Source organism: Streptomyces sp. NPDC005141, assembly GCF_053599975.1.
Genome location: NZ_JBSFYW010000017.1, coordinates 136,938 through 151,195 on the forward strand (window position 1 = coordinate 136,938; position 14,258 = coordinate 151,195).

Sequence of the window (14,258 nt, forward strand, 5' to 3'; positions counted from 1 at the left end):
GCTGCGCAGACAGCAGCTGCACCACCTGGCCGAGCTCGCCGTATCGATGTCCCGGGCCTGGACGCCTGGCGTCTCAGGCCTGTCCGGCGGATCTTGCCGGACAGGCCCCTGGCCCCGAGGAGGGCTCAGCGCTTGAGCGTGAAGGTGGAATCGCCGGAGAGTTTGCCGCTCAGCCGGACTGCCGAAACGAGTTGCCCCTCCGTGATCAGTCTCTCGGCCTCGGCCCGCGACAGACCGCAGCCTTCGGCGATCAGGCGCAGCGGCCGGACGGGGATCCGCGCCGCGAAGCGGACCGAGATGTCGATCATCTCGCGGTCCAGGTGATCCGATCCGCCGGTGTCGAGCCGCCAGGCGTTGTCCCAGTCGAGGGCGATGCGATTACGGCGCCGCACGACCGGATCTGGAGCAGCTCAAATGCCAGGCCAAGGTCGTTGTCGTGGAGCCGGTCCAGCAGCTCAGGTCGTACGGAGCGCACATTCATCCGCTCCAGGACCGTGAGCTTCGTGGTCTCCCCGCAAGCGGTACAGAGCGCGAGGAGCCAGGCGTCGATGAGCTTGTGGTTTGCGTTGACGCGGAATTTACCGCTTGCCCGGAAGCGTTCGGACGCGCACGCGTGGCAACGGCGGCGAACGAGGGGCAGGCAGGTGGGCATGACCACCCAGGTTGTGAGCACAGAAGTACACCGGTCTCAGTGAGAAGTCCGCAGCAAGAAGGAGCGCGGCGCACCTGCGCGACGCGCGACGATTCAGCGCTCGGGAGGTCTCACAGGGTGTACAACGGCGGGCCCTTCACTGGGCAACTTGGGTCGGCAGCAAGGTAGTTGAGCACAGCGGCTCTGTTCCACCGGTTTTCGGGCGCCTCACCGGCATCCGGATCACGCGACCGAACGACTTCCGAGGTCAGGACCGCCGCCGTTCTCTGGCCGCAAGGGCGCGGCGTCACCGACTGGTCGGCACCTTCGTTCCCCGGACTCGCCGCGCCACCTGCTCATCGCTCTTGAAGGCGGCGCGGTCCGGTCGCGGTGAGGGCCGTGGTCGCGGTCGCGGTCGCCTGTCAGGCGCGGTTCGGTGCCGGGTCCGGCTCGGGGAGATGCGCTGCCGCGCGGCGGGGGAGCAGCAGCGGGGTCGCCAGCAGGAGCGCGCCGGCCAGGCCGATGGCCGTACGCGGGCCGAGCAGGCTGCCGAGCACGCCCCACACGGCCGTCAGGAGCGCGGTCGAGGCCTTGGTCGTCACCGCCCAGGCGGAAAGGGTGCGGGCGACCCGGTCGGTCGCGGTGCGCTGAAGGCGGTAAGTGGCGTAGACGGGGTTGAAGACTCCGCAACAGAAGATGAGCCCGAGCTCGACGCCCACCACCAGCAGCAGCCCGCCGGTGCCCGGCCCGAGAAAGGCCAGGCCGATGGGCCAGAGTGCGCGCAGTGCACCGGCCGCGACCAGGACTTGGTGCTGCCCGAAACGGGTGACGAGCGGCCGGGCCATCCGGGAACCGAGCAGCCCGCCGATCGAGGGCGCTGCGAAGGCGAGGCCGTAGTGCCAGGGTGCGAACCCGAGCCGGCCGAGCATGAGGACGGCGAGCAGTGGCTGCGTGGCCATCACCAGGCCGTTGAACAAGGCGGTGCTGAAGAACAGCGGACGCAGCGTCGAGTCGCCGAGGATGTACCGCCAACCGTCGAAGAGGTCCCCGGCCCGCATGCGCGTGGCCTTCCGGCGCTCCGGCAGCGGCTCGTGCCCGCCCATCGCGCGGATGCCCAGGGCCGAGAGCAGGTAGCTGACCGCGTCGGCCACCACCGTCGCCACCGGACCGAGTAGCCCGATCGCGGAGCCGCCCAGCGGCGGTCCGATGATCGTGGTCGTCCAGGCCGTGGACTCGAACCGGGCATTGGCGACGAGCAGGTCCTCGGCCGCCAGCAGCGTCTTCAGGTACGCGCCCGAGGCGGCGCGGAAGGTGATGTCGGCCGCCGCGACGACGCCCGAGACCAGCAGGAGCTGAAGGAAGGTGAGCACCCCGAGCGCGAACGCGGCGGGGATCGTCAGCAGCGCGGCGAACCGCACCAGGTCCATCGCGATCAGGACCGGTCGCTTGCGGCGGAACTCCACCCATGGGCCGAGCGGCACCGCCGCGGCCGCGCCCACCGCGGCGCCCACGGAGGAGAGCGCGGCGACCTCGGCCGGTCCGGCGTCCAGTACCTGGATGGCGATCAGAGGGAACGCGCCGAAGGCGAGCCAGGTGCCGAGCGCGCTGGTCCCGTACGCTCCCCAGAGCCACCCGAACTGCCGCCCCAGCCGATGCCCGGGCAGATGTCCCAGCCGGTGCCCGCTCCTCATGCCCGACGCCCCTCGCCTTCACTCGCACAACCGATCCGCGATCGGAAGCATCAAAGCGAGCACCGCACCCAGGGGTCAAACAACCGCAGGACCGCCCGGCCACAACCAATGGTTGTGCCCCTAGGCTGTCGCCATGGACCTCGACACCGTCCGGACCTTCGTCGTCGCCGCCGACGCGGGGCAGTTCCAGGAGGCCGCCGCCGAGCTGGCGGTCACCCAGCAGGCCGTCTCCAAACGCATCGCCGCGCTGGAGCGCAACCTCGGCGTGCGGCTGTTCACCCGCACCGCGCGTGGCGCCGAGCTCACCATCGACGGGCAGGCGTTCCTGCCCCACGCGCGCGAGCTGCTGCGCATCGCCGAGCGCGCGGTCACGTCCGTGCGCACCGGTCGCCGTCCGCTGCGCGTCGACGTGATCGCCTCGCGCGGCGCGGCGTCGGGCCTGATGCGCGGATTCCATCGCGCGCACCCCGAGATCGAGCTCGACGTGGTGTGGCTGTTCGACATCGAGAGGGCGGTGGCCGCCATCCGGTCCGGTGAGATCGACGCGTCCTTTCGCGCCGTCGCCGCGCCCGGCCGGCCCCTTCCCGAGGACATCGAGTCCGTCCGGGTGCTCGACGAGCCGCTCCAGCTCCTCACCGGCCCCGCCCATGCCCTGGCGGGCGCCCGGTCGGTGCCTCTCGCTCAGCTCGCCGGGCACCGGATCTGGATGCCCGGCATCGTCCCCGGTACGGAGTGGGCCGCCTACTACGACGACCTCGTCGCCGAGTTCGGCCTCACCATCGAGGCGACCGGCCCCAACTTCGGCTCCGACGCCCTCCTCGACACCGTCGCAGACACCCCGGCCCTGGCCACCTTCATGGGTGGGCAGACCCGCCTCGTCTGGCCCGCCGGCCACGGCCTGCGCCGCATCCCGGTGACCGACCCGACGCCCGTCTACCCGCACTCGCTCCTCTGGCACCGCGACAACCCCCACCCGGCGCTGGCCACCCTCCGCGCCCACCTCGCCGCCACAGCGGTCGGCCACGACGCCGCCGGCACTTGGGCGCCGAGCTGGGTTGTTCCGCGCTGAACACCGCCGCGTATTGGATCACCGGGGCCGGTTCGACGGACGGTGACTCGAAGGCAGGCGTGGTTCTTCGGCAGACTCGAGCTGGATCGTGGGCGAAAGCGGGGCCGAGGGTGGACTGGCAGGAACTGACGGGCCTGACGCAGGGGCGGCCGTTCGTGGTCGAGCGGGCCCGACTCGTCGGCGGCGGTGTCGCGGTCGAGGGGCAGTTCGAGCCGCCGCAGTCGGCTCAGCTCGGCATCGACGACCAGGTGTTCGTCGCCGCTTTCGTGCGCTCGCACGGTTCGATCAGGAGATGGAGCGGACCTTCGGGGTGAGCTACCCGAAACTCAAGCTCCGGCTGAAACGGATCGCCGAGCACCTCGACTTCGTCGACACCGACCCGACGCCCACGGGCGCCGCCTGCCACTCTGCGATCTGGGCAGGCTGCGATCTGGGCAGGCCGCGATCTGGGCAGGCCGCAATCGAATCGACGCATGGGAGATGCCAACGCATGAACGCGACACCGTCGCCACCGGGAGCGGAGCGGGTTGACGGCTCTTCCGTCCAGATCGGCGTTCTCGTTCCGCTGACTCGGCCTGGCTGGGTCGAGGCGGGTCAACACCTGCTCGCGGGACTCGAGTTGGCCGTTCGCGAAGTCAATGACGCCGGCGGGATCGGCGGAAGACCAATCGAGTTGGTGGTCCGAGACACCGCGGCTGATCCCCAGAGGGCCGTGGCAGCCGTAGATGAATTGGCTCGCCTGGGCGTGGCCGCATTGGCGGGGGAGTATCACAGTGTCGTCGCTCGTGCCGCTGCCGCCAGGGCTGACGCCCTCGGCCTGCCCTTCCTCTGCTCGTCAGCAGTTCTCGACGGGCTCACCGAACAGCCAACGGAATGGGTCGCGCGGCTCGCCCCGGCACAGTCCCACGGCTGGCGGATCTACGCAGACTTCCTCCTCCGCGCGGGTCACAGCCGAATCGCCGTAGCAACCCAGCCGAGTGTCTACTGGGCATCGGGGACCCGCATCCTGCGGGACTACCTCACTCCACGCGGGGGCACCGTCATCGAACTCGACGTGCGCGGACTCGCCCCCGCTGCCCTGTGCGACGAACTCGTCGACAATGGCGCGACAGCCCTCCTCCTTCTGGTCGGCCACCCGGAGCCGGCCGTGCCGATCGTCAAGGCCGTCCGTCGCGACCAGCGCCTCGCCGAGATCCTGATTGGTGCTCCCGCCGGGCAACCGGAGTTCGCCGGGTGGTCGACGCTGCTGGGTGATGACGGCGCCGCGATCCCGTTCTTGCGCTACCTCCCCGAGCGCCTCAGCCCGCTCGGCGCAAGAGTCGAGACGGCCCTCGGGGAGCGGCTGGCCGAAGCGCCCTCGTTCGTCGCCTTCGAGGGCTACGACACGATCACTGTCCTTGCCGATGTGCTGCGCTCGCACGGCGCGGACCGGGGGCGCATTGCCGAAGCCTGGCCGCGCGTTGCCGTCGAAGGCACCCGCGGGCTGATCCAGTTCTCGCGCACGCCGGGTATCAGCGTTTGGCAATGGGCTTGGACGTCGATCCAAGTCGTTGATCGAGATCCGGCGGAACCCGATCGCTTCCGGATCCTTCACGCCGGCTGACGGCACGGAGGTCCGAGCGGGCGGTCGCCTTTCGGGAGTCCTCGCCCGAACGTCGTACGAGATGAAGCGGCGCAGCGTCCCGCGCTGCATTCCGGCGAGGATCGCGGGCGGTTTGCCCCGGTGTCACGCGGCGATGATGTCGAGGGTGCGCACCGAGGCCTCGAAGCCCCGATCCGGGGGCCGTCGGTCCGGGTGCTTCCCGCGGACGGGGCCGCAGATCACGCATCACTCGCCGCTGGCGCGTAGGGCGAGGTCTCGAAGCACCTGGGCGGAGGAGACTTCGGGATCATCGCGATCGTGTTCCGCAGCGAGTTGGTGGAAGGCGGCGGCGAACGCCCCGAAGGCTGCGAAGATCGGGCCGCTCATTGCCTTGGCGATGGCGTTCGCGACCTCTTGCGGGGTGGCATCGTCGTCGATGTCCACGCTTCTCGGGAAGATGTCCTTCACCAACTCGTTGAGGAGGACGTCGCTTTCGCTGTCCGGCTCGGGGGCGTCTTCCCCCACATACTCACGTGTCTTGGTGAGGATCGCGACGACGCGCGCCATCACTTCTTCGTCGGTCATGCCCAGAGCCTAGATCTTGGGAGCGCGGAGTCCTTGGCAGGTCGGAGTGATTGCACCGCGGACGCTCCCACCGGCGCATGGAGGTCAGGCAGAATTCGGACGGTGGCCGTCGCCGTCGGCGTCACGGGCATGGTGCCAGTGGGGAACCCTCATCGACCCCGCCGCTGATACGCCAACGGAGAGCAGCGTCGCCATCGATGCCAGGATACGAACGCGGGCGCCAGAGCGCTGAATCACTCTCGCGTGCCGGGGGCCAATGTCGTTCGTGTCGGGCGTTGAGGGGGTGGGGCGTGAACACGTGGTCGGTGACGGTGATGTCGGTGTTGATCTCGGGGGTCATTTCCGCTGCTTTGGTGTGGGTGACCAGCCGGCAGCAGCGACGCGACAGTGTGCTGTCGCAACGGGAGACGCTGAACGCGACCTATCTCAACCCGCTGCGGTGGCATACCGCGGAGGTGCACCACCGGCTGTCGCTGTACGCCACCTTCGTCGACCGTAGCGGCACCTACCCGCACGCACAGGTGCTGGGCGAACCGCGTGAGATGGACAGCAAGGACACCCAGTGGTTTGCCGGCACCGGGGTGCCGCTGTGCTCGGCGGTATGGATGACCGCCTGTTTGTTCGCGCAGATGACCCGCACCCGCCACGACATCCCCTTCCTGCGCCTGGCGGAGAAGGACGACACCCGGCTGGCCGCGCTGTTACTGAAGGCGCACGTCGCATTCGCAGCCGGCGGCGTGCTGTATGCGACGCAGTCCAGCATCGGCACGGATGCCGCCCTTGAGGCCGAAGGACGCCTGTGCAGCTATCGGGAGTTCTGCGAACTACTGGCTCAGCCCGATCGTCGGGTCTGGGCCGACCCGTTGATCCGGTTCCTGCTCGCTGTCGCCAACGGTGAGCGCCGAAGCGAACTGCAGCGTGCGTTGGACGCTCTGCGCGAGCTGTCCGGTTTCCTTGATACCAACCTCGGAGGCGGTTCGTCCCTGGAGGCGCGATGGCAGGCGGAATCTTTCTGATAGGTCGGGCGGCTTGATCTGGGTGCACACCCGCTACCTCGAGGGCAACAGCGACGCCCTGGACAGCGGCGTGGTGATCTACAACGGTCGAGGCGTGTTCGGCGCCTTCACGGCACCTCCGGTCATCGACCGCCGAACCACCGGTTCGGTCGTCTTCGTCGAACCGACCACGGAATTGAGCCTACGGATCAGGGTGATGGGAGATTTTCACCGATGCGCCGGGCTACTTCGGCATGCCCGAGGTAGCGTGCGATGGAGTGCGGGGTGTCGCCGTTGTCGACCTCGACGTCGTCGAGGGGAGGCCCCCAAGCGCGTCTGAGTGGATGGCCGAGGGCGACGATGTCATTCACGTCGTAAGCACTCAGCCATGGGACTCCGGGGTTAACCGTTCCACCGGGCATGAGGTTGCTCCGTACGGCCTCGAGGCCGAGGGGCGAGCCTGCGGTCACCCAGAGCCGGGTTCGCCGGCGCAGGCCTTCGTCGTGGAGGAGGTCGCGGGCCACCACGGTGCCCAGGCTGTGCGTGACCAGGATGACCTGGCCGTCGGGGATGTTCTCGATCTCCTTGCCGACGAGTTCCAGGACGGCGGTCCTGGCCCTCTTCAAATACACCGCGACATCGCGCAGGAACCCACTGATGTAGCCCTGGTCGACGTCTGTGTGATCGGAAAGCCACACCAGCCATCGTCTGGCGGCATCCCAGGACAGGATGTCGCTCAAGGCCTCGCGGTCACCTCGACCGTTGCTGGCCACGGTCATGTCGCGGAGCAGTTCGCGTTCGGTACCGCCGATGTCCGCTCCCAGGAAGGGGTGGAACGGGCCGAGCTCGTCAGGGTTGTCAGGCAGGGCCTCCAGGTCGTGCTCCGCGCGGCTCTGGGCGAGTTCGTCGGTGATTCTGGCCAGCAGCTTTGCGTAGTACGGGAGTACCACCGGTATGGTGTCGGCCGAAGGCATACCGGCCCGGACCAGCCCCGCGGCGAGCCCGGCCCGCCACTCTCGCTCCAGTTCTTCTGGGGTGTGAACTTCCTGCCGGCGTCCGTGAATGAATACCAGCGTCACGCTCATGCCTGTTCTCCCGTCAGTGCTTGACTGATCAATTCGCGCATGGGACCAGCCACTTCCGCCTCTCTGAGGCGTCGGACGATCCTGCTCGCCCGGGCACCTTCGTTGCCCTGATATGCCTTGACCTCGCGGCCCATGTCTTCAGTCCAAGGCTCACCTGACAGGGTTACTTCTCGCCCGTCGACGAGCTTGGGGATCCCCTCGTGATGCAGTCCCACCAGTTCCCACTGGTCGTTGAACACAGGCGCCCCGGATGAACCCCCTTGGGTGTCAGTGGTGTAGCGCAGCCACAATTCGTCCTCGGCGACCATGCGGTTCTCGCGGATACTCATGCGCTTGCGACCGCCACGGGGGTGGTGGATGACGTTCAGGGCATCGCCCCTGATGGCTTTTCCGATCTCTTCGATGAGCGGCACCCAGCCGTATGTGTCCCCTGGAAGCTTGCTGTTCAGTTCCGATATCGCGACCACAGTGAAGTCCAGCTCCTCGTCGGTGAACCAGAACACCTCAGGTGCGAAACGGTAGGTGTGGTATTCGCGTTCCTTGCCGTTTTCGTCGTATTCGAAAGCGAAGTCCACCGCCGCCTCGGCCGGAAGGGCCTCAAGTGGCAATACGTGATTGTTCGTCAGCAGCAATTCAGGAGCAATAAGTACTCCTGTGCCAATGGGTTTGGACGGCAGATGCCGTTGCGGCACGACAACCCTGCCGACCGCCTGGGACACAATGAGGCCCCGGCTGAAGAAACTGGTCCACACCGAGTCATCTACATCGACGATGCCCTCAAGATCGTGATGTCTCGCCAGTCTCTTCTTTCGCTGCTTGATTTCATCGTCACTGTTGGCGAGCTCGGGATGCCCGGAACGGACGGCCTTTCGAGTGCGTTCGATCTGGTCGGCACTCGCCTCCCAGCGGGTATCCGCGTCGTCGCGAACCAAGCCGGCGGTTTCCCTCATGGTGCTCACTCCTCGAATGCGGGCACCGATCGGAGCGGAGCCCGCATCGACGCTGGAAAGCTCGTCGACGCAGCACCGGACGAATCGTCTGTCACTGGGTCTCTGGGGCCGCGACTTCTGTCGCAACGGGTCAGTAGCGCTGCCCGTACAACAACGGATCCTGCTTTGTGCGGGGTTTTTGCAGCAGTCGACAGTCCTGCGGACCGATGCTCATAGCGCAACCCCTATGTCTCCAGGGTAGTCAATACCAGGACTTCTGCCATTCGGCACAGTGGATCGAATTTCAACCACTCGGGCGTTGGTGGCGGAGACGGCGATGAGATCCTAACTGTCGATCCCTACAGTCAAGTTGAGAATTGGAAGCCGTACCGTGACCTGCCCGAGCGAGCTGCGTAATAGGTCAGGGACACGAGTCCATAAGGGCGCCAGGCGAGGTAGAGGCTGCCCCAAACGCTGCACGACCTGGTCAAGCCCTCCTCGGCGTGGTGACCGGCGCGGGCTCCCTGGTCGTCGCCTATCGCCGTCGGCGCGTCGGCGCGTCGACGAGGACGGGCCGGCCCTCACAGGTACCGCGGACAAGCGTTGCGTGACTCTCCTGTCGATCCCCAACCCGCCCGCAAATGGCGTCCCTCCGGAACGAACCTGATGACGGGCGCGGCTGGCCTAGTGTAGGGAGGAGTTGTGGCGAACCTACGACCGTGGAGCAGGAGTTGCGGTGCGGCGGAACGTGCAGGCCTCTGCACCCTGAGTGACACTGCCGACCGCTCACGATCACCAGCCGGGAGGGCTTTGGTGGAGGTAAGTCTGCGAGACGTGAGAGACACCGACCTGCCCATTTTCTTCGATCAGTCGAACGATCCCGAAGGGCTCCGGATGGCGGCGTTCACCGCCAAGGACCCATCAGACAGAGCGCAGTTCAACGCCCACTGGGCACGGATCCGCCAAGACTCAACGATCATCGCGCGCACCGTCGTTGGCGACAGCGACAAGGTCGTCGGGAATGCCGCCGTGTTCGGGCCGCCCGAGGAGCGCGAGGTCACGTACTGGATCGGGCGGCAGTACTGGGGGCGAGGAGCGGCCACCGCCGCGCTGCGGGAGCTCCTCGGCGTCGCGACGGAGCGTCCGTTGCACGCCCGCGCGGCCACGGACAACCTCGCTTCGATCCAGGTCCTGAAGAAGTGCGGGTTCGAGGTCTCCGGAAGCGCACGGGATTTCGCGAACGCACGCGGCGAGGAAGTGGACGAAGTCCTCCTCACCTTGTTCAGCTGACCCCAGGCCCACCCACTTCGCCGCCGAGGAAGCGGCAGGACGCGTACGCCGCCGGCGAAGCAGGTCGCCCGGCCCCGTCAGAGCGTTACGGGACCGGGCTACGGCTGAGCACCCTTGACCGGCAGCAGGAGGCGGGGCTTTCAAGAACTCCTACGGGATGCAGAACTGCGTAGGCATCCCTGAGCAGTTCGCCGTCGTACGCCGCGACGAGTCGTCAGCACCAGCCTCCGCCGAGGTGGGAGAACGCCTTCCAGGCGGCCCTGGTCTTGGTTCCTGCGTCGCCGTCGATGCCGCCGGTGTCGTAGCCGAGGTAGGTGAGGAAGCGCTGGAGGCCACGGATGGTGTTGGGGCCGGCGTCGCCGTCGACGGTTCCGGCGTTGAATCCGCGATCGTTGAGGAAACGCTGCCAGGCCTTCCAACTGCTGGAGCCGAGCTGCCCATCGATCGTGCCCGGGCTGAATCCGGCGTCGCGAACGTAGCACTGCACACTCTTGGCTTCGGAGGTGGTGAGGCCGAGATTGTTGACGGCCTGGATGGTGACGGTCCGGGTGCTCACCGCGGCTCCCGCGGCGGACTGGGGCGCCGCGAAGGCGGCGCTCGCGCCCATCAGGCTCCCCACGGCGATCCCGGCGACAGCGGTGGCACTCACAAGTGCCCTGGATACAGCACGCATTGGCTCCTCTTTTCTGTCGGTTCCCTCGGTCGCCGTCATCGGCCGACCGCGCTGCCACAGCCTTGTCGGGAGCGGGCGTCGAGTGCTTGTACGAATGCGACCTGTAGCCCGGGATGCCGCATATCGGCCAACGTCCCCCGGTACCGGCCAACTTCGGGACGCTCGGGCCATGGGACGCCCGGCACTTCTAGGGTTGCCGTGCCTGCGTTGACCGATGGGGGGCTCGCCACGTGCACGAACTGCTCGTACGGCCAGCTGCCTTGGACCTGCGCGATCGGGTTCTGGGGTACCGCGGCTTTCGCTTCGACGTGATCGGGACGCGGCGCAGGCTGCTGATCCCTGACGCCGTGGTGAAGGTGATGCTGGGCTTCGGTGACCCGGTGCGCGTACGGGACTCCGGCGACCCGACCCGTCACGCCAGCGGAGTCTGCCTCGCCAACGGGACCCGCACGACGTCCGCGATCGGCGAGCACACCGGCCTCATCCACGGAGTGACCATCCTGCTCACCCCGCTCGCCGCCTACCGGTTGTTCGGGGTGCCCATGTCCGAGTGGGCCCGGATGCCCTTGCCCCCCGAGGACCTGCGCCCCACTCCCTGGGCCGACCTGCCCGCCCGACTGGCCCACCTTTCCGACTGGGGTCGCCGTTTCGCCCTGCTGGACCACGTCCTGCGCCAGGCATTCGGCACGGGTCCCGCCGTCAGCCCCGAGGTGGCCTGGGCCTGGCATCGGATCCAGACCACGGGAGGGCGGATCCGGGTCGAGGAACTCGCGGCCCGTACGGGCTGGAGCCGCCGTCACCTCGAGCGCCGCTTCCGCTGCCAGATCGGGCTGACCCCGAAAGGGACGGCGCAGGTGATGAGGCTACAGGCGGCCCTGCGCGGCAAAGAGGCCGGTGCGACGTGGGCGGATGCGGCGGCCCAGGCCGGGTACCACGATCAGCCGCACTTCGACCGGGTCTTCAAAGCGATGACGGGCCGCACCCCCAGCGCCTTCAGCGCCTACCGCGACGGCGCATCCCTGCGCGACGCACAGGACTTCGTCCCGGGGCAAGTCACGAGCGCGATGCTCAGGCACCCCAACTGAGCATCGGCGCTCATGCGTGCCCGCAGGCGGGGTGACCGGAAGGGAGGCCGAGCAGGGGCCCCGGTCTCCCGGTCGCCGTACAGAGCCCGCAGCGCACGGCCGTTGCAGCGCGGCCCCAGGAGAGGTCGTGCGCAACAGCCGACGCCGCACACACGCGACTGTTGCGCACGACCTCGTGGCTGCGCTGTTACAGCGCCATCTCGTACGCCCCGGACAGTGCCTCGACACGACGCCAGATCTGTTCCGAGCGTGCTTCGTCCACGACAGGACGCCGGACCGCGCCGAGTGCCCAGCGCTGCTGTTCCGCGGTGGCGGAGTCCTTGCCGTGCAGTTCGACGGAATGTCCGGAGAAGTCACGGACGAGCACGGAGAACAGTTCGTCAAGCACGGACTCGTCCAGGTCCGTCAGACGCGCCTGCTCCAGGATCAGCTGTCCGTGCACCACCAGCGCGAACAACTGCCCCACGGAGAGAAGGAAGTCGAGGTCGCGGCTCTGCTCCTCGTCCGGGGCGTTGGTGGTGACGAACTCGCAGAGGGCGTCGGCCTGCTCCCGGAAGCGGGCGACGTTAGGCACCTCGGCGTACGCGTCGTAGGCGGCGCGCCAGTCGTGGAAGCGTACAGAGCCCAGGCCGCGAGCCGGTCCCTGCCGGAAGAGGAAGGCGTCGTCGGCCGCGTCGAGGCGGGTCGGCACGGCGGGGTGGCCGATCGGTTCCAGCAGGTGGTTGCGCATGAACTTGAGGATCAGCGCGAGGTTGACGTGGACCGTGCCCTCGAGCTTGGGCAGGCCCCGGATCTCCACGGCGGCCTGGGAGAAGTAGTTGTCCTTCTCGAAGCCCTTGGCGGCGATGACGTCCCACATCAGGTCGATGACCTTCTCGCCCTCCGTGGTCACCTTCATCTTCGTCATCGGGTTGAAGAGCAGGTAGCGGCGGTCCTCCGGACCGGCCGAACGGAAGTAGTCGACGGCGCGGTCGCTGAACAGCTTCATACCGACGAGGCGGACGTACGCCTCGGACAGCTCCCGCCGTACATGCGGGAAGGCGGTGACGGGGCGGCCGTACAGGATGCGGTTGTGCGCATGGGTGACGGCCTCGTACATCGCGTGCTCGCAGATGCCGATCGAGGCGGTGCAGAGGTTGAACTTGCCGACATTGACGGTGTTGAGGGCCGCGTCGAAGGCGGCGCGGCCGGTGTGCAGGACGTCCTCGGGGGCGACCGGGTAGTCCTCCAGGCGGAACTCGCTGACGTACTTGGAGGAGTCGACGACGTTCTTCACCAGGTGGTACGCCGGGTGGCGGCTGTCGGCCGCGAAGAAGACGTATCCGTCCGGGCCGTCGATGTCGGTGCGACGGCCGAACACGGAGACGAGGCCGGCTGCGTTTCCGTTACCGATGTAGTACTTGGAGCCGCTGGCCCGGAAGCCGCCGCTGCTGTCGGGCTCCAGCAGCATGTCGGTGGAGTAGATGTCGGCGCCGTGGGCCTTCTCGGACAGGCCGAAGGCGAAGACCTCTCCCTCGGAGAGGAGCTCCGCGGCACGGCCCCGAGCCGCGGCGTTGTCGCTCTGCCAGACCGGGCCGAGACCAAGGATGGTCACCTGCCAGGCGTACCAGTAGTCGAGACCGTAGAACCCGAGGATCTCGTTCAGGGCGGCGATCCGGGCGGTGTCCCAGCGCTGGTCTTCGTGTCCCGCGGCAGAGGCCGGGGTGAGGAAGGTGGCGAACAGGCGCTCCTTGGCGGCGAAGGCAAGGAAGTCCCCGAGCCAGGCGCGGGAGCGGTAGTCCTCGATCAGGCGGCGCTTGCCGCGGTCCTCGAACCAGTCGACGGTGGCGCGCAGCAGCCTGCGCGTCTCGGGGTCGAAGTGCGCCGGGTCGTAGGTGTGCGGGTTGAACAGCAAGGGAGTGGCCATGGAGGTTCGCCTTCCGAGGGATGGGGGGTGGAAAATTGCCGTACGCGATGGACGAAGAGGGTGCGACTCAGGCTGACGTCCCCGCCGGGCTGCCCTGTGGGCCGGCCGTGACACCGGCCGTCATGCCCAGGGCATGGAGGGTGGCGAGGACGTCGTCGAGCCAGGCGATCGTCATCCGCTCGTACGCGATGCCACCGCGCAGCACGACGTGCTGCAATCGCTGACCGGCGTCGAGCGGTACGGGGGCGTCAGGCCCGGTGAAGTCGCGCAGTTCCCCGGTGAGATAGTGCGCGAGCCGGTCACTGTGGACCTGGTGGTGCCTCTCGACCTCGTCGATGAGTGCTGCCGGGTCGTCGAAGGCGCTGCCGCGGATCTTCACCGCGAGATCGTGACGAAGGCTCTCCGGTTCGATCGGCTCGTGCAGCCATCGGGAGAGGGTCGCGCGGCCGGGGTCGGCGACGGAGTACTCCTTCTTGTCCGGCCGTCCCCGCTGCGGCACTTCGCGTACGGAGAGAGCACCCTCGCGCTCCATGCGGTTGAGAACGCGGTAGATCTGCTGATGCGTGGCGGTCCAGAAATAGCCGATGGACCGCTCGAACCGCCGGGCTAGCTCATAGCCGGAGCCCGGCTTTTCCAGCAGGGAGACGAGGATCGCGTGTTCGAGCGCCATACCTCACAGCCTTCTATGCAACGAGTTGCATAGGCAAGCGCCGTTGCCCGGGTGAGACACGGCTCAC

13 protein-coding genes and 1 pseudogene are annotated in these 14,258 nt (G+C 67.9%); 6 read left to right on the plus strand and 8 right to left on the minus strand.

Features of this window, described 5'->3' with window-relative positions:
• Nucleotides 1-125: 125 nt before the first annotated feature.
• Both ACWD68_RS16375 and ACWD68_RS16380 read right to left on the minus strand, forming a co-directional pair.
• A pseudogene (locus tag ACWD68_RS16375) lies at nt 126-673 on the minus strand (DUF1062 domain-containing protein).
• A 380-nt stretch (nt 674-1,053) separates the two neighbouring features.
• A complete protein-coding gene (locus ACWD68_RS16380; RefSeq protein ID WP_451807096.1) occupies nt 1,054-2,322 on the minus strand; it encodes an MFS transporter in 1,269 nt (422 codons plus the stop codon).
• A gap of 133 nt (nt 2,323-2,455) precedes the next feature.
• Between ACWD68_RS16380 and ACWD68_RS16385 the strand changes: the two genes are divergently transcribed.
• The 3 genes from ACWD68_RS16385 to ACWD68_RS16395 all read left to right on the plus strand — a co-directional run bounded on the left by ACWD68_RS16385 (nt 2,456) and on the right by ACWD68_RS16395 (nt 4,994).
• Nucleotides 2,456-3,391: a LysR family transcriptional regulator gene (locus tag ACWD68_RS16385; protein WP_451807097.1), complete on the plus strand. Its 936-nt coding sequence runs from the start codon at nt 2,456-2,458 to the stop codon at nt 3,389-3,391.
• A gap of 110 nt (nt 3,392-3,501) precedes the next feature.
• On the plus strand, nt 3,502-3,705 hold the full coding sequence (locus ACWD68_RS16390; protein WP_451807098.1) for a hypothetical protein: 204 nt from the start codon (nt 3,502-3,504) through the stop codon (nt 3,703-3,705).
• Nucleotides 3,706-3,881: 176 nt separating this feature from the next.
• Complete coding sequence (locus ACWD68_RS16395; RefSeq protein ID WP_451807108.1) at nt 3,882-4,994, plus strand: ABC transporter substrate-binding protein; 1,113 nt, start codon at nt 3,882-3,884, stop codon at nt 4,992-4,994.
• A gap of 225 nt (nt 4,995-5,219) precedes the next feature.
• Here ACWD68_RS16395 and ACWD68_RS16400 read toward each other — a convergent pair whose 3' ends face one another.
• Entirely contained in the window at nt 5,220-5,558 is a 339-nt protein-coding gene (locus ACWD68_RS16400) for a hypothetical protein (RefSeq protein ID WP_451807099.1), read from the minus strand.
• Between the two features lie 290 nt (nt 5,559-5,848).
• Here ACWD68_RS16400 and ACWD68_RS16405 point away from each other — a divergent pair, with 290 nt between their 5' ends.
• The gene (locus ACWD68_RS16405; protein ID WP_451807100.1) at nt 5,849-6,574 is read left to right on the plus strand and encodes a hypothetical protein; all 726 of its coding nucleotides are present in this window, start codon (nt 5,849-5,851) and stop codon (nt 6,572-6,574) included.
• A 188-nt stretch (nt 6,575-6,762) separates the two neighbouring features.
• Here ACWD68_RS16405 and ACWD68_RS16410 read toward each other — a convergent pair whose 3' ends face one another.
• Both ACWD68_RS16410 and ACWD68_RS16415 read right to left on the minus strand, forming a co-directional pair.
• Nucleotides 6,763-7,638: a hypothetical protein gene (locus ACWD68_RS16410; protein WP_451807101.1), complete on the minus strand. Its 876-nt coding sequence runs from the start codon at nt 7,636-7,638 to the stop codon at nt 6,763-6,765.
• Nucleotides 7,635-8,588: a trypsin-like serine peptidase gene (locus tag ACWD68_RS16415; protein WP_451807102.1), complete on the minus strand. Its 954-nt coding sequence runs from the start codon at nt 8,586-8,588 to the stop codon at nt 7,635-7,637. The genes ACWD68_RS16410 and ACWD68_RS16415 overlap by 4 nt, the downstream gene beginning before the upstream one ends.
• 792 nt (nt 8,589-9,380) lie before the next feature.
• On the opposite strand from ACWD68_RS16415, the gene ACWD68_RS16420 reads away from it, so the two are divergent.
• Entirely contained in the window at nt 9,381-9,857 is a 477-nt protein-coding gene (locus tag ACWD68_RS16420; protein WP_451807109.1) for a GNAT family N-acetyltransferase, read from the plus strand.
• 214 nt (nt 9,858-10,071) lie between these two features.
• On the opposite strand, the gene ACWD68_RS16425 is transcribed toward ACWD68_RS16420, so the two are convergent.
• The gene (locus ACWD68_RS16425) at nt 10,072-10,506 is read right to left on the minus strand and encodes a peptidoglycan-binding domain-containing protein (RefSeq protein ID WP_451807103.1); all 435 of its coding nucleotides are present in this window, start codon (nt 10,504-10,506) and stop codon (nt 10,072-10,074) included.
• A gap of 254 nt (nt 10,507-10,760) precedes the next feature.
• Between ACWD68_RS16425 and ACWD68_RS16430 the strand changes: the two genes are divergently transcribed.
• A complete protein-coding gene (locus tag ACWD68_RS16430) occupies nt 10,761-11,615 on the plus strand; it encodes a helix-turn-helix domain-containing protein (RefSeq protein WP_451807104.1) in 855 nt (284 codons plus the stop codon).
• Between the two features lie 187 nt (nt 11,616-11,802).
• Here ACWD68_RS16430 and ACWD68_RS16435 read toward each other — a convergent pair whose 3' ends face one another.
• A complete protein-coding gene (locus ACWD68_RS16435) occupies nt 11,803-13,521 on the minus strand; it encodes an acyl-CoA dehydrogenase family protein (RefSeq protein WP_451807105.1) in 1,719 nt (572 codons plus the stop codon).
• Nucleotides 13,522-13,588: 67 nt separating this feature from the next.
• On the minus strand, nt 13,589-14,191 hold the full coding sequence (locus ACWD68_RS16440; protein ID WP_451807106.1) for a PadR family transcriptional regulator: 603 nt from the start codon (nt 14,189-14,191) through the stop codon (nt 13,589-13,591).
• Nucleotides 14,192-14,258: the final 67 nt, after the last annotated feature.